We start from the raw sequence: 19,330 nt of genomic DNA, 5'->3' as shown, positions 1-19,330 counted from the left end.
CTACCCCTGCCCCGCGTTGCTTGATGCCTCGGTGACACCCAATCGTTTCGCTACCCAGCGTTCGTACAGGCCAATCGCAACGTCGGCGCCGGCCATCGCCGTCAAACATCCCAAGGCGCCCGCCGTCCATATCGACATGCCGGCGGCGATCATCAACATCATCGCCGTCACCCCGCAGGCGATACAGGCACCGGATCGAAGGGCGAGGCGCCGCAGCAATGCCCAGCCCCGCGCCCCGTCCTTGTCGGCCCGCCACATCTCCCCCGATACGCCGCCAACCAAGGCCAGGAGAATCACTAACCAGATCGGCATCTCTGCCAGTGCTTGCTGTTCGTTCGTCATTGCCCCGCCCCTTAAACGCAAAAACCCGGCGCAAGGGCCGGGTTTGGTGTGTAGTGCCTGCCGCTTTATGCGGTCGCACCTATCGAAGATGAGTACTTTTTACAGGTCGATTCCGGTGGCAGCAAGCCGGTTTTAATGCCACCCCATCAATAAGGGGTCAACGCAAGGTCAATGTGTGGGTAATGCACGGGTAATGCGCGGCGGGGCATAGTTATGGCGGCTTCCAGCGCCTTTGGCGCCGTCCTTCCTGTCCCACTATCCTTTGTCGAAGTAGGACAGCTACAGGCGCCTAGAATCGGGGCCTGCCCCGCTGTCCTACCTTATTTCCTCTTCTCTCCCGTAAAGAGAAAAAGCTAAGGGCACGCGTGCGCGCCATGGGCGCGTATGCGCTCCCGCTACGCTCACACATGGGCGGGACATGCGGGAAGGTTGGACAGTAGGACAGCTCAACAACAGCGCGGCCCGCGCTTGTCCAACTGCATCAAACAACAGTGGGACAAGGCGAGCCGGTTGGACAGCCACAGACGCAGAAAGGATCAAGCAGCGATCCCCATCAACAGCCCATATATGCACAGGTGCGCGTCGTGCAGGCGCTGGTAGTAGGTGTCGCGCCCGCAGCCGCAGTGGGCATACTTCAAGCGCATGTCGGAGTCCTGGTTGCAGTAATGCTCCCGCACGATCTGTTCATGCACCGTATCGAGATGCTTGGTCACGATCAGCTCGATATCCAGCGAACCCTCCAAGGGTGCCCGGAACGCACGTCGACCTCGAATCAATTGCCCATTGCTCTCCATCATCATGGCAACCATGTTCCCTCCGGCAAGCCCGCCGGCACTTAGGTCGCTGTGCAGCTCTTCGGCCCATTTGCGCAGCCGTGCATCAATCTCCTTAATCATCGAAACAAGGCTCCTCGACCGGCCGCACTTTCAGGTTCGATGCACTGCCCCAATCTTGTGGTTTCTTGTAACCCCAGGGCCGCACGCCACTCTTAGGCAATGCTGATAGCCGGACCTTGCGCCAACCCAACCGGTGCATGATCGCTCCAACACGCATCTGTTCAGGTTTGCCCCAATGTCCGTAGTCCAGCTTCAAAGCGCCCAATAGAATGTCGGTGCCGGTCGCCGTCTCTCCAACCTGATAATCCTCGATCCAAGTCAGGATGGGGCCTTCCCACTCGTCCACCACAAAGCGCTCTTCCTGGGCCTCAGCGAACAATGGCGCCTCCTCCCGGTTGACCCACCAGATATCGCCGGACTGATAGCAAAACATCGCCTCGGCCCACAGCTGGTCGCGGATCTCGCGCAGTTGCTCCAGGTCGACCTTGGTACATGCCACCGGCCAATAACGCCGGTTGCCCGTGGCATCCTTCAGGTACTCGTCCTGGTTCGTCGTACCCACGAAAACACACTGGCGTGGCACGTCCATCGTTCTGCGGCCATAGCTCTCGCGGTAGGTATCCGTCGAAGCCGAGAAGAACTGCTTCGCCTTGGTGGACTCGGCCTTGTTGAAACTGTCCAGCTCACCCAGCTCAACGATCCACTTGCCGCGAATTGCCTGGAACCCGTCCTTGTCGCCCAAGGCGAAGGGGGTATCCATAAACCAGGCACCTCCCAGCACCGACATGGCCGTGGACTTACCGGCACCCTGCGCGCCTTCGAGGATCATCACCGAGTCAGCCTTGCAGCCCGGCTGCATCACCCGGCCGACCGCCGAGACCATCCAGCGCTTACCCACCTTGGAACTGTAATCCGTCGGGGCCACGCCCATGATGTCTGTCAACCAGGTGTCGAGCCGGGGTACCCGATCCCACTCCAGGCCATTGAGGTAATCACGAACAGGGTGAAAGGCATGGTCATGTGCAACAACACTTACAGCCTCGATAACGCTGCTCGCCTTGACCCGCAGGTTGTACTGTTGCGCGAGCCACTTCATGACCAGCATGTCATCAATGTCAGCCCAATCGCCGACACCGCCGCCATACGGGGCAGCACGCAGCTTGACGATCTTGGAACTGAACGCACTGAAGCCAATCACACCGGCCCAACGTTCGTCGTTGCCCAGGATCAGCTCTACGTTTTGCATGTGCGCGATCAACATGCCGTTTTCCGTGCGGGCCAACTGGTCTTTCCAGCCACCCGCTGCAGGTGGCTTGACCACCGCCAGAACCTGGCGGCGCACCGCCTCCAATCCTTCAGCACAGTGCAGGTCGTTGAAGTCAGTCCACTTGTCCTCTCGCTCCCCCGAAAAGATAGGGCCGACTACCTGACCACCTACAACCGTTGCAGCGTTGTTGGCTTTCTCTTCACCTGGGTTCCAGGGCTCGCCATTTGGGCGCTTGGTTTTCCAGTCATCATCCCGGCAGATGATAAGTGGACGCCCCGGGAACCGCTCGCGCATTGCCTTGGAGACCGTCATGAGGTTGCCCGCATCAAAGGCAATGGCGACCGTCAACGAGGTAGCCATGTGCAGGCTTGCACCGGTGGCGTAGCCCTCACACACCAACACTGGCTCGCCCGGTTCAGGGTGCGGACCAATGAGGTGGAAGGCTCCCTCCTTCGCCATCCCATAGGGCCAGTAAGACTTGTCGCGGCCAGTGTCTTCTTGCTTCTCGGGGAATATCACTTGCAGTCCGACGATCTGGTCCCGAGCGTTTTGCATGGGCACCAAAACCGCGCCGGAGCGCGGGGCATAACGAACGCCGAGGCCTACGATCTGCTTTCGATCCAGATAGGCGCTACGACCCTTCTCGGGCATCCGCTTGAATAAACCAGCAGCACGGTTAGCCGCTCGACGGGCAGCGTTGGCAGCCTTCTCGGCGGCCTTGCGCTTGGCCTCCTCCTGACGAGCGCGCATGACTTCACGCTCTTCAGGTGTCATCCGGCCGGGCTTCACCTTGATCTTGTGCGTTTCCCCTGTACGCCAGTCGCCGAACGCACCGAAGATCAAGGTTTCGCCCTTCTCGGTGTGGTGCTCGTGCAGAACGTACCAGCCGTTTTTCTCTTTGCCCTTATCCAGAGCGGTCTTGCATCGAGTCAGCTTGCCGTAAATCAGCGGCTGCGCGGGCTCCAGACCGAAGTCCGCAAATTGATTCAGCACGTCATCGAGCATGACGAGCCTCCCGCATCTCATCGATGGACTGACAGTTCACACACTGCGTGCAGCCCTGCTGTGCCAGTCGCCGTGCCTCGGGGATCGGATCGTCACAGCTTTCACAGAACAACAACGAATGCCCAGGCAACGCCGGCTTGAACGCACTGCGCGCAGCAAGCGCCTGATCGATGCGCTCCTGCACCAAGTCATTGGCAAAATCAGCAATATCAGCCACGGCCGTCACCCCGCGTTGTCTGGTTGACGTACGTGGCGCGGTTGAACAAGCCCAGCAGCCCCTGGATACCTCGAAACACCTGCAGGCGGATCGCGGCCAGCTCGTGATCGCTGACCACCCCATCGCCAATGCTCTTAGCCCAGGTGTCGGCCAGATCGGCCACCTGGCGAAAATACTCGGCAAGACCGATGGTCAGGGTTTCGGGCATGTCAGTGGTGTACACCTCAGACAGCTCATGCCAGATCGTATCGCCGACCAAGGCATGCACCGCATCCAGAATGCGCCTGTCCTTTGTCAGCTCGAGGATCTCGCCAAACTCTTGAATGTTTACCGAGTGGCTGGGATGCGTGGGGGACAGTTTGTGCTGCAGCGTGGTGGGGTTTCGGCCGGTGGTGGCGGCGATTGCAGCGGCGCCGCCTGGGTAGTCCCGTGCGGCATGGTAAAGCGCCAGATCGAGCGGCAGGACTTCCCGCTGTGCTCGTTCAACACAACTCAGAGCGATTCGGCTCATGGCATTAATCCTTAAAAGTTGCCAGTGCCGCGCGACATGCAGTGGTGATACATTTGCCGCGTGGCTTGAAAGGGCCCAAACGCCGGCTAGATCTTAGGGATCGATACCGGCACCGTGCCGGGGCGAACAATCCGTTGTTCACCCCTGGCGCAACAGCTGCCCAATCTGTGGTGGAAAAGGCAGCAACACCAAGGCTTCCGAGCCTTGGGAAAGCGCGATAAAGAGAGGTGGTTTGCATGTGGTGTGCCCGCCTATCTTTATCGCGACCCGACAGCGCTGTGGTGGTGCGTGCCGGGAGGAACTGGGCGACCTTTGGGTCGCCTTTTTTCTAAGCTGCGCGGGCCAGGACAGGCTCCGGAGGAAACACATCATCAAGCGTGCAGGTAGCCCCGAGTCGATTCAGTGCAGCCGTTATGGCGCGACAATCACTCAACCCAGGCATCCGATTACCTGACTCGTAGTTACTCAATCGAGCCTGCGTCCAACCCAGTACCTGCCCCAGATCTCTTTGCTTTATTTGTGCCTCTTTCCTGAGGCGAGCGATGTTATTCATGGAATTGACTCCTCTAGTCAGTGCAGAGAATAAACACATTACGTGATTTATTCAACACGATAAGTGAGAAAAAAATATTTCATTACGTGATAAAAAATCCCTATGGATACTTTAGGCTCACGCATCAAGCGACTTAGGAAACAGAAACGCATCAGCCAGAAGGCCTTAGCGGAGGTCTGTGGCTGGTCGTCTCAATCTCGAATAGGTAACTATGAGAGCGATCTCAGGGAGCCAAACCTGATGGACCTTGCCCTTTTAGCCCCTGCATTGGGGGTGACGGTGGCAGAACTCATAAGCGGCACGAACTCAACACAGTCGGCTTTAGCAGGACATGAAGATGCGTCGATAGCTGTATCGAACTCTTCAGATGGGGCGGCAAGGCTGATAGGCCCCGCCAAGACAGGAGTGGTGCCAGTGGTAGGCACAGCGAAACTAGGGATGGACGGCTATTTTGAAGCCTTGGACTTCCCGGTAGGTCACGGTGATGGCTACCTGCATATTTTCAGCGATGACCCAAATGCTTATGGCTTGAGGGTCATCGGCGACAGCATGCATCCGCGAATCAAAAGCGGAGAATACGTCCTGATAGAACCGAGTAAGGCCTATGTTACCGGCGATGAAGTCATGGTTCAGACTTATGACGGCCGCTCGATGATCAAGGAGTTCATCTATCTACGTGAAGGCGTGTATCGGTTCGATAGCGTCAATCAGGACCATAGTCCATTGCACCTGGACCAGCACGAAGTGATGAAGGTCCATCTGGTTGGTGGCATCCTTAAATCATCACGCTTCACGCATGAGCCTCAAAAATAATCACAGTACGTGTTGACACAATCAACACAACACGTGATATTTGCCTCACTCTTCCACCACAGAGCGAGGCAAAACCATGCACACCACAGCATCCCTGCACGTCCATCCGGCTGTTGCCGACCTATCCCGCATCTTCGAAGTAAGGCGCCTGGCCCGCATCTACGGCTGCACCTTCATTCCGTCTAAACCCAAGCAACACGCCCGTACCGCACTGACTTCCTTCGATCCAAACGACGGAGGTCGGGCAGCATGAGCAAATTTCTGATCGACAACCGCACACTGACCTTGCTCAGCGCCCAGGTGAACCTGAGCGGGACTTTCAATCACACCCTTCGGCGACTGTATCGACGCGATGTGTTGGCGTTTCGGCTCAAAGTTGAACGCAACAAGACCGACAGCACCTTCACCGTTGAGCTGGGCTCAGAGCGCCACACACTGACCGTGCCCAACACCAAAAAAACTCACCTGAAGCTCGCCGACTTCATTGAGGAGGTCATCAACGGCCCTTCTGACCTGACAGGCGAACCCCAGCCGAAACGCCATGCTGAACGCGAGTATGGCGCTTTCAGTAGCCAGCAGCGGGAACAGGTTTACAGACTGGTTTCCACAGGTGGGTTTATCGACCTGGACATGGGCTTTGAACTGCCGATCCGGCTCGCCGTGCACCGAACACGTACACGCTCGGGCATCACCGTAGTCATGAGCATCGGCGTCAAAAGCCCGCGTACCAAGTGCTTCACCTTGTACGGCAACGACGCCGAGATGTACGAGCAGGTTTGCGAATCCATCAACCACCTGGCTGCGCTGGCGACACCTGCCGCGCACGCTGCTTAGGAGGTCCGACATGGAGCGCAATCTCGAAAAGACCGCCAAGCACTTTGGCCTGACCCGGCCCGCCCTGATCAAGCTCATGCGTGAGAAGGGTCTGCTCACCAACCGCAACCTGCCAGCGTTCCCCGTCCGCGACCGTGAATACCTCCGGGTCAAGGACAGCAACTGGTACCACGACACACTGGGCATGCAGTACAGCCAATCGACACGAGTTCGGCAGGCCGGCATCCCATGGCTAGCGGAGCAACTGGGCCTCGACCTTCCTGCCATCCCGGCAGACAACCGTGACGTGGCCTAGGGAATACGCCCGCCAGATCATCGCCCTACGCACCCGAGAGGAGCGCAACGCCGCGCTTCTTGAGGTGCCGGAGCATCTGCGCGAGCTGACCAAACGCCACTGCCTGAATGCCTGGAACCACCCAGCCCGACACAAACACATGGAAAGCCAAAAACCTCATGAGTAACCAGCCTCAAAATCCGCTGCGCCTGATGCCGGCACCAGAGACGGCCACCATCGAGCTGCTGTATCGCACCTTCGGCGACGTGCTTATCCCCCTCGAAAAGCTGCGCGTGCAGTACTTCCGCAACATCAACGCTGAGCGATTTGCTGCGGAGATCAACAGCGGACGCATACAGCTTCCAGTTACGACCCTGGACGGTAGTCGTAAGGCCTTGAGGTACGCACACATCCGCCACGTCGCTGCACTCATCGACATCCAGGCGTACAAGGCCGACGAAGTCCACGCGAAGACCCACGCCGACGCAATTGAAGAAACCCAACCGTAAAGGCTGTCACCACCAGCCACCCAAAACTACCTGGAGCACACCACATGACTGCAATTCAAATCTGCGCATTGATCGGCCTGATCCTAGGCTACGGTCTCATCTACTGGACGGGCTATCGAGGCGGCCTTCTTGACGGCCGCGTTGAAGGTCACATGGCAGGTATCGTAGAGGGCACCAACGACGAACGCGCCGCCAACGCCAAAACCATCCGCGAACTGGAGGCAGCCCTCCAGTTCATCCGCGCCGATCACAAGCACCTCGCTGCCCACGCGAAACAGCTGGGTGAAAGCCAAGCCTTCGGCCCTCAAGAGCGCCAAACGCTTATGCAGATCGCCGAAAAACTCAGGCTAGCCTCTGACACTTTCCGCGCCATGAGTTCGAAAGCACAGGCACAGCAGGCGCTCGACCTGCGCGAAAAAGCACTTGGCATGGCCGCTTTGCTGGATCAGGTCAAAGTGGAGGACGCAGCATGAGCCGTCATTGCCCGATGTTACGCCTCTCACCTCAAGATGCCGGCGTGCTGCACCAGCAACACGCCAAAGCCACCGCCGAACTGCGCGAAGTGACTCGATTCCGCAAAGAGTTCGACCGGCAACTATCACAGCTGATCGGCTACGACGCCCTGCGCCAGTTGCACATGGACACCCAAAACGCGCTGCTGCTTGCCGATTTGGTCAAGGAGGCCGCATGAACTGGATCCTGACCCATACCGGCAAACGCTTCGACCTGTTCGAGCCGGACGCCGACATGATCGACCCACGGGACATTGCTCACTCGCTGGCTCACCTGTGCCGCTTCAACGGCCACACCCGCGAGTTCTACAGCGTGGCCCAGCATAGTTGCTTGGTTGCGGATCTGGTGCCGACCGAGCACAAGCTTGCCGCCCTCCTCCATGATGCCACCGAGGCGTACCTGGGCGACATGACCCGGCCACTCAAGGAGTGGATGCCTTATTACCGTGGCTTCGAGGACGTCATAAGGGGGCGTGTTTGCGAGCGCTTTGGCTTGGAAATCGTCCTCCCCGCAAGCGTGCGCCAAGCCGACTTGATCGCCCTAGCCACCGAACGCCGCGACCTGATGCCTCCCGATCCGGCCACCTGGGATTGCCTTGCCGGCGTTGAGCCTGCAGCCGAACGCATCCGGCCATGGCCCCCCACCGAAGCCCGGCTCACCTACCACCAGCGTCTGATGGACCAGCTCGCTATTGAGCACTGGAGGAGAGCGGTGTGAACACACTTTTTCTTCTGATGGCCCAATACAACGGCCAGGCTGTTATACCCATTGATCGGATTTGTGCGGACTACATGCACCTCACTGTAGAAAAATTCAAGCATAAACGGCTGACGGGAGAGATTGACATACCTATAGTCCGGCTGGGAGCAGATACACAAAAAGCCGCTTTAGGCGTCCATCTTCAGGACCTCGCTGCGTACATCGACAAGCAAAGGGAACGAGCTATAAAGGAGCAAGACCAACTGATGGGCCGCCCAGTGAAACGCTGGTGACGTTGCGCCACACCTGTGCGCCTCGTCAGGCCTAGCAATTGCTGATGAGGCGCCCACAAATTAGCTCACCTTTCGTGTAAAACCACTGATTTTGCCGATAGCAAGATCGATTTCATCTGAAAAAATCTGTACCATACGTCCCTGCTTTTGACCACTGAGTGACCTGAATGACCGTTACAGCTGTCGATCTATTTTGCGGAGCCGGGGGATTAACCCGAGGACTTAAAAACTCTGGGATTAATGTCACCTATGGCGTCGACTTTGATCAAGCTTGCAGATACGCCTATGAAAAAAATAATGCTGACTCTGTATTTATTGGAAAATCTGTCACTGAGATTACTAGCACGGAGATAAACGGATGGCTAGGAAACGGAGATCTTAAACTTCTTGCCGGCTGCGCTCCATGCCAACCATTCTCGAAATATTCAAGTACCCGCAAAACGGACGATGACAAGTGGATGCTTCTTAGAGAGTTCCAGCGCTTGATTCTAGAGTGCAAGCCGGAACTCGTTACCATGGAGAATGTACCGCAACTTAGGACCCACTCCGTTTACCTGAAATTCGTAAAAACACTAATACTTGAAGGTTACAAGGTAGACTACAGAGTAGTATCTTGCGCGGAATATGGTCTACATCAATTAAGAAAACGTTTGGTTCTTGTCGCATCCAGATTAGGGCAAATAAAGATCGCTCCGCCGAAATTAACCCCCGAACAATTCAATACAGTCAGATCAGCTATCGGCCACCTCCCCCCGCTTGAAGCCGGAGAAAGACATACCGATGACTCACTACATTACGCTGCCTCACTGAACCCCATGAACCTTCAGCGAATAAAATGCTCTATCCCTGGCGGAACATGGAGAGATTGGCCCGAGTCATTGCGCGCAGCCTGTCATGCAAAGGCATCCGGGTCTACTTACGCGAGCGTATACGGTCGGATGCAATGGGAAAAACCAAGTCCCACCATAACAACGCAGAGCTATGGATATGGCACAGGCAGGTTCGGTCATCCCGAGCAGGATCGGGCGTTATCTCTACGAGAAATGGCGATATTGCAATCATTTCCTGACGACTATGAGTTTTTCGAGCCGGGCACAGAAATTTCTACCCGCACCATTGGAACAATGATTGGTAATGCTGTGCCAGTTCGGTTAGGTGAGGTTATCGGGGAGACATTTATGCAGCATTTGAGGGATCTAAATATGCTTCCGCCTCCAAGTAACACTCCGTCAGAGAAATAACATGTGACATATACTCTCTGATATTATTCCGCAGATCATCTAAATCTGACACGGTCAAGCTCCGCCCGTATTTTTCGAACGATGCGGAGCCATGAGCAAGAGAATTCCTTGCGATTTTTAGATTTAGCAATTCAGCCCCTTGATTTAAAGGAGACGGCCCAGACACTGCAAGATGATAATACCCGAGCACCTCTCGCAATTTCCTGGCATCGACATTCCCGCTAAAAACCTTTTCAAGCTTTAGTGAAGTGCGGGCGATCACTTCCGATATGTCATTGTTATGAAAGCTTAACATTAAGCTCTCTACCGAATGGTACGATTGCTTACAATCATTTAGAATTTTCTTCTTGAATCCTGGCACCAGCCTATTAAAGCTAATGCGCCTTTCGTGCACACTATCATAAATAGATTCCACACAAGAAAAGGCGGTCGATTCCACTTGATTATACAACATGAGACATAACGAAGATGCGAGTATAGAGATAAGCCCAACAGACGACTCTCTCAGCCTTTCATTTGTCTCCCCATCCAATTCGATTATATGGGAGTATAACGTATCAATTTCTTCCGACCGCTTATTGAATTCATCCTTGACAGCTTCTAACATTCTACCCCCCCATAACTCTATTTTTCACGTAGTCGATACGCGCCAAAAGCTGACTTTTATTGTTTGCACTATCCGCACTTATCACTGATTGAAACTCTTCGCTAAACAGCCACTCGCTAACTGGGGTAGCAGGCGCCGTTATATGTGGCGACTCTCGCAAAGCCAATGCCACACCCACCGCTATAGCTTCAAACCTCGCCCTAGGGGTTGTTTTACTGGTCGGAGTTCTTCTAAATCCCATTGCAAAATGAGTATCAATGAACTGCATAGTTTTATTGAACTCGGCGAAGTCAGCCGCGATAGCGTTATCATCCCTCGCGACGCTTTTAGCAAGAAACTCCTCGAGAAACTGCAGAACCTTGCCATCATATGATGCTAGATCGTTGAGATACGCAAAGTATCTCGTCACCAGCTCAAGGTGATCTCCGTTTGATTTTTTCTTGTTAGAAAGAGGAGCAAGCTTCGAGAAAAGTGCATCATCAGAACACGGCACAATAATTTGCTTGTAAAATGGAGAAGAGGCAAATTCTGAACCGTGCCTCGTCTCAGCACCTACCAGCTTCTTCATACCAGAATTTATACGCTCGAAGAGATCCCTCCTGTGAGACTCACTCACCTCACCTTTTAATTCTACAAATCTCAAGGTTTCACGCAGAAATCGTCTTTTACGACCAGCAGGCAGGTCATCAAAATAGAAACCCTCCAGAGCCTTCAGCTCCTTTAAGTCTTGCAACGACACTTGATTAGTTACAAAATAATCCAAGGCACGTATACGTTGCGACCCGTCAATAATTTCTACGCGACCATCCAACTCCGGATCTTCTGCAGAAACGTTAGCTATGTATATGTATGGAATAGGGAAATCTAATAATATGCTTTCAATAAAGCGAGATAGTGTTTTTACATCCCATTTGTAGTCACGTTGGTAATCAGGGATGAAAAGCTCATTTTCCTCAGTTTCTTTTCCGTCTTGATATTTCTGTAAAATTGTTTCAATCGGAAACTCGCGAGTGCTATAGGCAATGTTTTTTTGCGCACTTCGTATTGAGTTCTCGGCCTGAAGACGAAGATCTTCCATTTTCGCCAGCGCTTGCTGCCGATGTTCATCCGTGCGAGCAACCTGCAATTCTTTTCTAAGATCTTCCATTGGGATAGACATTGAAATTCCATTCGATATTCTGAGAAGTTAATAGCATCTTGCCACAGACTAACGCTACCGACACTAGCAGTAAAATAATTTTTTGTGATCATAGAGGGCTGGGATCGCTCGTTAGGCGCAGCAGCCAACGCCAGTTTTTGTACTGATCTCCTCGCCCTCGCAGATGTGTGTAGCGACGCAGCGAGTTCCAATCTCTATGCCCCGAGACGCTAGACACTCTAGGAATGTCCCAGTCCATCTCAAACAACCTACTCACCCCTTCATGCCGGAGGTCATGAAAATGAAGGTCTTCTATCCCCAGCAACGGACAAGCCCTGGTGAAGGAGGCTGATACCGATTTACCGTTGAAAGGGAAAATCTCCCTCTCCACTTTGGGCATTGAATTCAGGATCGCCCATGCCTCGTCCGGCAAGTGACACCAGACGTCGTTACCTATTTTCTGACCAGGGTTCTTCATGTCTCGAACCAGCACCGCCTGCCTAGATTCGTCGATGTCCTCCCAGCGTATCCGCGTGATTTCTTCCTGCCGGCGTGTCGAAAAGAGAGCAAAAGCGATTATTTTTGCCATGGGGATCAAGTTATTACCCCGAGTCTGCATTTCAAAGTAATGTTTCATCAGCTTGTCCAACTCATCAAGAGTAGGCCGGCGATTGCGCTCTTTGCTCTTGGTGACCATTCCGAGCTTACGCAACACCTTTCGAGCATCAGTCATGGCAAGCGGATCTATCTCATACCCCCAGGCCGGCCTAGCGACCGAAAGGACCGCTCCAAGGTGCGATAGATCATTCCCGACCGTCTGCGCCTGGACACCGCCCCCCTCTTTGCTCATCCGCCAATGAGCAAACTCCACCAGCTTCTGGCTATTCAGCGCTGAATCATCGACCTCGCCCAGCCACGTCTCCTTGATCGCCGTCAGGGTTGCTCGCTTAGTCTTCCCCAGCGGCCGGATTTTCTCGTATTCCTCCAGGTACTGATCAATCATTTTCTTTATGGTCACCCCCTTCCGGTTCGCACGTTCGATAGCACCTGGCGCGGCCAGCTCCGTCTCCCGTCGCTTGATCCACGCCTGAGCCACCTGCTTCCGGTCGAAGGTTTGGCTTTCCTGATAAACTGTCTTCCCGTCCCGATTAATCCGTATCTGCGCCGTGTAGGCCGTCGAATTGTCCTTGCGCTTGCGTGATGTGATCGTGCCCATATCCAGTTGCTACATTGCCGAGACCGGTTGCTACAATGTAGCAACTGCTATCCAAAAACAAGGAAAAATGGGTAAAAACCACTGTATAAAAGATCAGTATCAATGAATGTAGAGAAACCTGAAGTCCCCGTAAATACTGGATCATCCCGCAAAGAGCCGTCCCGCCGCTTCAGCGTTGCGCCGATGATGGACTGGACTGACCCCCACTGCAGGTTCTTCCTACGCATCCTCTCCAAGCACGCCCTGCTCTACACCGAGATGGTTACCACTGGCGCGTTGCTCAACGGCGATCACGAGCGCTTCCTGCGTCACCATGAAGCCGAGCATCCCCTGGCGCTTCAACTCGGCGGCAGTGTCCCGGCCGACTTGGCCGCGTGCGCGCGGATGGCTCAGGAGCATGGCTATGATGAGGTCAATCTCAACGTCGGCTGCCCAAGCGATCGCGTGCAGAACAACATGATTGGTGCATGCCTGATGGGGCATCCTGAGCTGGTGGCCGATTGTGTGAAGGCGATGCGTGATGCTGTGTCGATTCCGGTGACGGTCAAGCATCGGATCGGGATCAACGGGCGGGACAGTTACGAGCAGTTGTGTGAGTTCGTCGGGACGGTGCGTGACGCCGGTTGTACGAGTTTTACCGTGCATGCGCGGATTGCGATTCTGGAGGGGCTGTCGCCCAAGGAGAACCGTGAGATCCCGCCGCTGCGGTATGACGTGGCGGCACAGCTGAGGAAGGATTTCCCGGAGCTGGAGATTGTGCTCAACGGCGGGATCAAGACGCTGGAAGCCTGCCACGAGCATTTGCAGACATTCGACGGTGTGATGCTGGGGCGCGAGGCGTATCACAACCCGTATCTGCTGGCCGAGGTGGATCAACAACTGTTTGGCAGCAGCGCGCCTGTCATCAGTCGGGCCGAGGCGTTGGCGCAGTTGCGGCCCTATATCGCCAAGCACCTGGACGCCGGCGGGGCGATGCATCACATCACTCGCCATGTACTGGGGTTGGGTACCGGGTTTCCTGGGGCGCGCCGTTTTCGGCAGTTGTTGTCGGTGGACATCCACAAAACCAAAGACCCGCTGGCGCTGCTGGATCAGGCGGCGGGCATGCTGGAAGGACGCTAACTGTCACTTGCTTTGAACCTGAGTCCTGTTTTGGCATCGTATCTACCGATACCCGCCCCGGCCTTTCAAACATCCGTTTTCAGGTTGTTGCCGCTGGGGCCATCGATCCCCCTTCACGCCCTTGAGTGGCTGCCGGCCCTCGGGTAATGTCAACAGACCCATAGGACAGAGCACGCTCATGACTTCCAAGCTGGAACAACTCAAACAATTCACTACCGTAGTGGCCGATACCGGCGACTTCGAAGCCATCGCCCGCGTTAAACCCGTGGATGCCACCACCAACCCTTCCCTGCTGCTCAAGGCCTCGGCCATTCAAGGCTACGCCGAGCTGCTGAACGCCTGTGTGGCCGATTGCAAGGGCGATGTGGGCCTGGCCAGCGACCGTTTTGGCGTGGCGGTCGGGCAAGAGATTCTCAAGGTGATTCCGGGGCGTATTTCCACTGAGGTGGATGCGCGTCTGTCGTTCGACACCGAGGCCATGTTGAAACGTGCGCATCGCCTGATCGACCTGTACGAAAAGGCCGGCGTTGGCCGCGATCGCGTGCTGATCAAGATCGCGTCCACCTGGGAAGGTATTCGCGCCGCCGAGCAGCTGGAGCGTGAAGGCATCCAGTGCAACCTGACGCTGCTGTTCTCCTTCGCCCAGGCTGCGGCTTGCGCCGATGCCGGCGTGTTCCTGATTTCGCCTTTTGTCGGCCGCATCTACGACTGGTACAAGAAGGCCAACGGCAACGACTACACCGGTGCCGATGATCCGGGCGTGCAGTCGGTGACGCGTATCTACAACTACTACAAGGCCAATGACTACAAGACCGTGGTCATGGGCGCAAGCTTCCGCAACCTCAACCAGATCGAGCAACTGGCCGGCTGCGACCGTTTGACGGTCAGCCCGGATCTGCTGGAGAAACTGGCCGTCGACGAGGGCAAGCTGGAACGCAAGCTGGCACCTGGACAAGCCGGCGAAGCGCGCTTGAGCCTCAATGAAGCGCAGTTCCGCTGGTTGTCCAACGAGGACGCCATGGCGACTGAGAAACTGGCTGAAGGCATTCGTCAGTTCGCGCGGGACCAGGAGAAGCTTGAGGCGTTGCTGCAAGCCAAGCTTTGAGGTGATTTCGAAGTCATAACGAAGGGCGAACCTGGGTGGGTTCGCCCTTTTTTATAGGCTTGGGAAGGTGGCGGCTGGCCGGCCGCCATCGCGAGCAGGCTCGCTCCCACAGGGGGATTTGGGCAGATTCGGAGATCGTGGTCGATGCGAGACCTTGTGGGAGCGAGCCTGCTCGCGATGAGGCCCGCTCAGTCTACGCAAAACCTATGAATCAGGGCCGCTCCAGCGCACTCACCAGGTCATGGAACGCTTCACGATTGGAGTCGTTCAGCCCCATGAGGATCTTATGGGCCTCAAGCACCTTGATCCGCACTTCCTCTTCCGATTGATCCTGATCGGGCAGATCGTCCAGGCACTCCGGGCATGGCACGGGATCGCCGACGATATTGAATACCTGGTCAAAGCCCATGGATTGCAGCAACCGGGTGATGTCGTTGTGGGTGGTGACCACGGTCGGCAGCAGGCCGACCTTTTGCCGCGACAGGATCGACAGCTTGGCCAGCAGGCCCAGGGTGGTGCTGTCGATGCTGCGGGTTTCGGTCAGGTCGATCACGATGGCGTTGAAGTTCAACGCGGTGAAGATCCGCTCAATAGTCGCATCCAGCGCCGAACAGAGGGTCAGGCGCACTTCACCGACAAACTTCAGGACAAAGGTGCCGTCCTGCTCGGCGAACTGGATTCTACCGGTACTCATCAAAGATTCCTGCTCAACACTAACAGGGCGATATCATCCGGCATCTCCCCTAGCGTGGCTAATCCAAACACTTGACGCAAGCCTTCCAGGCTGCCGCCCGCTGCGCTTACCCGTTCAGGCAAGGCCGCTTCTTTCTCTTTGAGTGTAGGTTCTGACAAAAGGTCCAGAATGCCATCAGACATCAGCGTCAAACTGAAGGTCGGTGGCAGTTCCAGTACGTGGTCTTCGTAAGTGGCCTCATTGAACAGGCCCACCGGCAAACCACGCCCTTCCAGGTAACGAACACTGTCAGGCGTATACAACACAGGCAACGGCAGATGACCGCCGATGCTATAGGTCAACAAACCCGTCTCCTCGTCGATGACCCCACCGACCATTGTCACGTGTTTGCCCAGCTTACAACTGATCAGGCCCCGGTTGATATGACCAAGGACTTCTGATGGCTTGAACTCAGGCAACGTGCCGTTGCGCTTGGATTCGAACAGCAGGCGCGTGGTCATGAACTTCAACAGTACCGTGACGAACGCTGACGAAGCGCCATGGCCGGAAACGTCCGCCAGATAGAACGCCACTCGACGTTCATCGACCCGGAAATAGTCGACGAAATCCCCCGACAGATACAAAGACGGGATGATCTGGTGGGCAAAACGGAAATCGTCGACGGTCCAGGGACTGACCGGCAACATGTTCATCTGCACCTGGCGGCCGGCGTTCTGGTCTTCCTGCAACAGGTTCAGGCTGGCTTCCAGCTCGCGGTTGGCGGTTTCCAGCTTCTCGCGATAACGCTGGTTCTCCACCAACAGGCGCGAACGGTCCAAGGCCCGACGCACCGAGTGCTCGAGCACCGCCAGGTCTTCAAGGGGCTTGATCAGGTAATCGGCCGCGCCCAGGCGCAACGCCTCAACCGCGTCGTTCATCACGCCCGCACCCGAAACCACGATGACCGGGGTCTGCGAGGAAATCTCGGTGACCTGGCGAATGAGTTCGAGTCCGCCCATCTGCGGCATGCGCAGGTCGCAGATGACCAGGTCGGGCTTGTCTTGCTCGAATACCTGAAGACCCTGTTGACCGTTGCTGGCCTGCAGGACGCTGAAACCACTGTCTTCCAAGTAGGCTGCGAGGCTGGCTCGCACCACTTCGTCATCATCGATTATCAGCAGCGTGGCACTGGTTTTTGGCATGTGGGCAAACGGCGCCAGAATTAGGTTGGCGTAGCGGGCTGGGCAACTGGGCCTGGCGCTCACTACTGGATTCGCTTTCTAGCCTCTCTGTCGTACCGGATGTAGGCCCTTGTCCTACACACAGTTACATCAGAGGTGCCCTTCTAAGGCGCAGACGGTACTCCCATCCGCGGGGCGTTTCAAGCTCATGCAGATAGCCGCTTGCCGTCTTGGTTTGTCAAAGTACAGAGAGTTATAAGAACCGAGCGAAGCGTAACTCAATGGAAGGTTCGATCCCTGCTTAAACAGTGCCTCAAAACAAAGAAGGCGGCCCTGAGGCCGCCTTCCTGGGGTTACCGGGCGAAATTAAAAATCATCTTCGACCTGGCCATCCTTGACCTTGAATTCACGGTTCTGCAGGAAGGCGTTGCGGATAAACACATACTTGTCGCCACTCACCAGTTTTTCGGCGGACAACAGGCTGGCGCGGGTATCGACGATGTTCAGACCGAAGATCGAGTTACGCACCGAGACGTTGTCGATGTAACGATAAGGGGCCGTGTAGTCATCGACAAGCTTGGCCGGCGCGTCACGCAAGGTGCTTGGTCCCAACAACGGCAGCATCACGTACGGGCCACTGCCGACTCCCCAATAACCCAGGGTCTGGCCGAAATCTTCATCGCTGCGTTGCAGGCCCATATGGGTGCCCACGTCGAAGAACCCCAACAGGCCGAAGGTGGTGTTGAAGATCAACCGGGCCGTGTCGACCCCGGCTGCAGCCGGTTTGGCCTGCAGGACATTGTTGGCCAGATTGCCCACGTCGCCGATGTTGCGGAACATGTTGTGGATTCCGTCTTCGAGAAATTGCGGCGTCACGTACTGATAACCCTGGGCCAGCGGCTTGAGTGCGTAGGTATCAACGGTGTCGTTGAAGGTAAAGATCGGGCGGTTGATGCTTTCCCAAGGATCGTCTTCCGTTGCGGCCTGGGCGGCGAAGGGAGCCAGCAGGACGCAGGCAGACAAACACAGCTGAGCTAGACAATGGCTCCAGCGCATAGGGAAAACTCCTTGGATTATTCAGGCAAGGGCGCCGAGCCCAGGCGGTAAGGGGGCTAGTATAAAGCGGAACGCTTGGATAGACAGCACTGAAAGAGAAGCTGCTCGTAGGATTTTTCCGCACCCGGCGCCTTCATTTCACTGTCATTGGACTGTCATTGAGGCACGTTAGGCTGCGGGATATTTCAAGGACGTTCCCATGCCCCGCGCCGAAACCCTGCCCCTGCCCGCCCCCAGCCTGACCGCCGTACTGTTTGGCTTGAGCGGTTGTCTGGTGGATTTCGGGGCAAGGGCGCGACAGGCAGGCGCAGTGCCCACCGAGCATTCGCAGCCAACCCCCGGCGCCCTCGAAAGCCTGCGCCTTTTGCAGCTTCAGGAGATTCCCTGCGCCTGGCTCGACGAACTGCCACCTGCCATCAGTCATAGCCTGGCTGCTTCGTTACCGGCGTGGATCAAATCGCCGCAACTTCCCGCAACAAATTATCCGTGGCCGGCCCCGCATGCCTGTTGGCAGGCCTTGATGGCGTTGAACGTCCAGCAATTGGACGGTTGCGTGCTGGTCAGCGGCGAGCCGCGCTTGTTGCAGTCGGGGCTCAATGCAGGCTTGTGGACCATCGGGCTGGCGTCCTGCGGCTCGCTGTGTGGCCTGGCGCCGAACGAATGGCAGCTCCTGAGCCAACAGGAACGGGAGACCAAGCGCGCCAAGGCCACCGTGCAGTTGTTCGGCCTGGGGGTGCATTCGGTGATCGATCACTTGGGTGAACTCGACACCTGCCTGGCGGATATCAGCCTGCGTCGGCTCAAAGGTGAAAAGCCCTGACCGAGATCATGCAGGGTGCACGAGGGTGGATTACTCTTAAAGCAAGCCACGGACTTTTGACGCACCGTCGCGGTCCATGGCTGTGCCTATCAATAAAGGGAGTACGCCAATGCCTGCCCGCGAATTGCAGAAACAACTTGATGAACTGCGCGAGCAATTGGAACAGAACCCGCCGCTTTCCGAACCGGAGCGCGAGAATCTGCATCAACTGATGATTCAGCTCGAAGCCGAGATCGAACTGGATAATTCGCTTCAGAATGCCGACCTGGTCGATGGTGTGAACCTGGCCGTCGAGCGCTTCGAACTGGATCACCCCACTATTGCCGGGACGTTGCGCAATATCGTACAAGCCTTGGGCAACATGGGAATCTGAACCCCCAGATGCAAAAAAGCCCCGCTATTGATAGCGGGGCTTTTCATTTTTCACGATATGAAATGCAACCCCCTGTGGGAGCGAGCCCGCTCGCGATAGGTGGCTCAGCCAACATCAATGCTGAATGTGCCT

General features: G+C 56.0%; 27 protein-coding genes. 15 read left to right on the top strand and 12 right to left on the bottom strand.

Features of this window, described 5'->3' with window-relative positions; translation table 11 throughout:
* The 6 genes from QOM08_RS09455 to QOM08_RS09430 form a co-directional block, all read right to left on the bottom strand.
* Positions 1-342, bottom strand: coding sequence for a phage holin family protein (locus tag QOM08_RS09455; RefSeq protein WP_135846610.1), 342 nt, complete (start codon positions 340-342; stop codon positions 1-3).
* A gap of 536 nt (positions 343-878) precedes the next feature.
* Positions 879-1,238 carry a hypothetical protein gene (locus QOM08_RS09450; protein ID WP_188251253.1) on the bottom strand — a complete coding sequence of 120 codons (360 nt, stop codon included), beginning with the start codon at positions 1,236-1,238 and terminating at the stop codon, positions 879-881.
* Positions 1,231-3,450, bottom strand: a complete 2,220-nt coding sequence (locus QOM08_RS09445) for a VapE domain-containing protein (protein ID WP_316912875.1) — start codon at positions 3,448-3,450, stop codon at positions 1,231-1,233. Before QOM08_RS09445 ends, QOM08_RS09450 begins: the two co-directional genes overlap by 8 nt.
* On the bottom strand, positions 3,440-3,667 hold the full coding sequence (locus QOM08_RS09440; RefSeq protein WP_014339657.1) for a TraR/DksA family transcriptional regulator: 228 nt from the start codon (positions 3,665-3,667) through the stop codon (positions 3,440-3,442). Before QOM08_RS09440 ends, QOM08_RS09445 begins: the two co-directional genes overlap by 11 nt.
* Positions 3,660-4,178, bottom strand: coding sequence for a phage regulatory CII family protein (locus tag QOM08_RS09435; RefSeq protein WP_014339658.1), 519 nt, complete (start codon positions 4,176-4,178; stop codon positions 3,660-3,662). The genes QOM08_RS09440 and QOM08_RS09435 overlap by 8 nt, the downstream gene beginning before the upstream one ends.
* Positions 4,179-4,506: 328 nt before the next feature.
* Positions 4,507-4,731, bottom strand: coding sequence for a helix-turn-helix transcriptional regulator (locus QOM08_RS09430; protein ID WP_135846614.1), 225 nt, complete (start codon positions 4,729-4,731; stop codon positions 4,507-4,509).
* A 102-nt stretch (positions 4,732-4,833) separates the two neighbouring features.
* Here QOM08_RS09430 and QOM08_RS09425 point away from each other — a divergent pair, with 102 nt between their 5' ends.
* The 11 genes from QOM08_RS09425 to QOM08_RS09375 all read left to right on the top strand — a co-directional run bounded on the left by QOM08_RS09425 (position 4,834) and on the right by QOM08_RS09375 (position 9,907).
* A complete protein-coding gene (locus tag QOM08_RS09425; RefSeq protein ID WP_316912874.1) occupies positions 4,834-5,544 on the top strand; it encodes an XRE family transcriptional regulator in 711 nt (236 codons plus the stop codon).
* A gap of 76 nt (positions 5,545-5,620) precedes the next feature.
* Entirely contained in the window at positions 5,621-5,797 is a 177-nt protein-coding gene (locus QOM08_RS09420; RefSeq protein ID WP_316912873.1) for a hypothetical protein, read from the top strand.
* Complete coding sequence (locus tag QOM08_RS09415) at positions 5,794-6,378, top strand: hypothetical protein (RefSeq protein WP_316912872.1); 585 nt, start codon at positions 5,794-5,796, stop codon at positions 6,376-6,378. Before QOM08_RS09420 ends, QOM08_RS09415 begins: the two co-directional genes overlap by 4 nt.
* Before the next feature lie 10 nt (positions 6,379-6,388).
* Positions 6,389-6,673: a phage antirepressor KilAC domain-containing protein gene (locus QOM08_RS09410; protein WP_316912871.1), complete on the top strand. Its 285-nt coding sequence runs from the start codon at positions 6,389-6,391 to the stop codon at positions 6,671-6,673.
* A complete protein-coding gene (locus QOM08_RS09405) occupies positions 6,660-6,839 on the top strand; it encodes a hypothetical protein (protein WP_135846618.1) in 180 nt (59 codons plus the stop codon). The genes QOM08_RS09410 and QOM08_RS09405 overlap by 14 nt, the downstream gene beginning before the upstream one ends.
* Positions 6,832-7,161, top strand: coding sequence for a pyocin activator PrtN family protein (locus tag QOM08_RS09400; protein WP_316912870.1), 330 nt, complete (start codon positions 6,832-6,834; stop codon positions 7,159-7,161). Before QOM08_RS09405 ends, QOM08_RS09400 begins: the two co-directional genes overlap by 8 nt.
* A 44-nt stretch (positions 7,162-7,205) precedes the next feature.
* A complete protein-coding gene (locus QOM08_RS09395) occupies positions 7,206-7,634 on the top strand; it encodes a hypothetical protein (protein ID WP_316912869.1) in 429 nt (142 codons plus the stop codon).
* A complete protein-coding gene (locus tag QOM08_RS09390; protein ID WP_316912868.1) occupies positions 7,631-7,852 on the top strand; it encodes a hypothetical protein in 222 nt (73 codons plus the stop codon). Before QOM08_RS09395 ends, QOM08_RS09390 begins: the two co-directional genes overlap by 4 nt.
* The gene (locus tag QOM08_RS09385; protein ID WP_316912867.1) at positions 7,849-8,391 is read left to right on the top strand and encodes a phosphohydrolase; all 543 of its coding nucleotides are present in this window, start codon (positions 7,849-7,851) and stop codon (positions 8,389-8,391) included. Before QOM08_RS09390 ends, QOM08_RS09385 begins: the two co-directional genes overlap by 4 nt.
* Positions 8,388-8,666, top strand: a complete 279-nt coding sequence (locus QOM08_RS09380; protein WP_316912866.1) for a pyocin activator PrtN family protein — start codon at positions 8,388-8,390, stop codon at positions 8,664-8,666. Before QOM08_RS09385 ends, QOM08_RS09380 begins: the two co-directional genes overlap by 4 nt.
* Positions 8,667-8,833: 167 nt before the next feature.
* Entirely contained in the window at positions 8,834-9,907 is a 1,074-nt protein-coding gene (locus QOM08_RS09375) for a DNA cytosine methyltransferase (protein ID WP_316912865.1), read from the top strand.
* Here the strand turns inward: QOM08_RS09375 and QOM08_RS29060 are convergent.
* The 3 genes from QOM08_RS29060 to QOM08_RS09365 form a co-directional block, all read right to left on the bottom strand.
* A complete protein-coding gene (locus QOM08_RS29060; protein WP_410479128.1) occupies positions 9,843-10,514 on the bottom strand; it encodes an MAE_28990/MAE_18760 family HEPN-like nuclease in 672 nt (223 codons plus the stop codon). The two genes, QOM08_RS09375 and QOM08_RS29060, sit on opposite strands and share 65 nt — an antisense overlap.
* A 1-nt stretch (position 10,515) precedes the next feature.
* On the bottom strand, positions 10,516-11,673 hold the full coding sequence (locus QOM08_RS09370; protein ID WP_316912864.1) for a DUF262 domain-containing protein: 1,158 nt from the start codon (positions 11,671-11,673) through the stop codon (positions 10,516-10,518).
* A gap of 88 nt (positions 11,674-11,761) precedes the next feature.
* Positions 11,762-12,868 carry a site-specific integrase gene (locus QOM08_RS09365; protein WP_316912863.1) on the bottom strand — a complete coding sequence of 369 codons (1,107 nt, stop codon included), beginning with the start codon at positions 12,866-12,868 and terminating at the stop codon, positions 11,762-11,764.
* A 102-nt stretch (positions 12,869-12,970) separates the two neighbouring features.
* On the opposite strand from QOM08_RS09365, the gene dusA reads away from it, so the two are divergent.
* Together dusA and tal are read left to right on the top strand one after the other, a co-directional pair.
* Positions 12,971-13,990: a tRNA dihydrouridine(20/20a) synthase DusA gene (gene dusA / locus QOM08_RS09360; RefSeq protein ID WP_316912862.1), complete on the top strand. Its 1,020-nt coding sequence runs from the start codon at positions 12,971-12,973 to the stop codon at positions 13,988-13,990.
* A gap of 178 nt (positions 13,991-14,168) precedes the next feature.
* Positions 14,169-15,095, top strand: coding sequence for a transaldolase (gene tal, locus QOM08_RS09355; protein WP_316912861.1), 927 nt, complete (start codon positions 14,169-14,171; stop codon positions 15,093-15,095).
* Between the two features lie 211 nt (positions 15,096-15,306).
* On the opposite strand, the gene rssC is transcribed toward tal, so the two are convergent.
* From rssC to QOM08_RS09340, 3 genes are all read right to left on the bottom strand, one after another.
* Positions 15,307-15,789 carry an anti-sigma factor antagonist RssC gene (rssC, locus tag QOM08_RS09350; RefSeq protein WP_047227232.1) on the bottom strand — a complete coding sequence of 161 codons (483 nt, stop codon included), beginning with the start codon at positions 15,787-15,789 and terminating at the stop codon, positions 15,307-15,309.
* Positions 15,789-16,970 carry a two-component system response regulator RssB gene (rssB, locus tag QOM08_RS09345; protein ID WP_316912860.1) on the bottom strand — a complete coding sequence of 394 codons (1,182 nt, stop codon included), beginning with the start codon at positions 16,968-16,970 and terminating at the stop codon, positions 15,789-15,791. Before rssB ends, rssC begins: the two co-directional genes overlap by 1 nt.
* 345 nt (positions 16,971-17,315) lie before the next feature.
* Positions 17,316-18,005, bottom strand: a complete 690-nt coding sequence (locus QOM08_RS09340; RefSeq protein ID WP_310663052.1) for a VacJ family lipoprotein — start codon at positions 18,003-18,005, stop codon at positions 17,316-17,318.
* Positions 18,006-18,204: 199 nt separating this feature from the next.
* On the opposite strand from QOM08_RS09340, the gene QOM08_RS09335 reads away from it, so the two are divergent.
* Both QOM08_RS09335 and QOM08_RS09330 read left to right on the top strand, forming a co-directional pair.
* Positions 18,205-18,825, top strand: a complete 621-nt coding sequence (locus tag QOM08_RS09335; protein WP_047227229.1) for a hypothetical protein — start codon at positions 18,205-18,207, stop codon at positions 18,823-18,825.
* Positions 18,826-18,934: 109 nt separating this feature from the next.
* Positions 18,935-19,198 carry a DUF4404 family protein gene (locus tag QOM08_RS09330; protein WP_047227228.1) on the top strand — a complete coding sequence of 88 codons (264 nt, stop codon included), beginning with the start codon at positions 18,935-18,937 and terminating at the stop codon, positions 19,196-19,198.
* The last annotated feature ends 132 nt before the right edge of the window (positions 19,199-19,330 follow it).

Origin of the sequence: Pseudomonas sp. P105 (assembly GCF_032614175.1) — a bacterium.
Lineage (GTDB): Bacteria > Pseudomonadota > Gammaproteobacteria > Pseudomonadales > Pseudomonadaceae > Aquipseudomonas > Aquipseudomonas rhizophila.
This window is presented reverse-complemented; position numbering and strand designations above follow the sequence as displayed.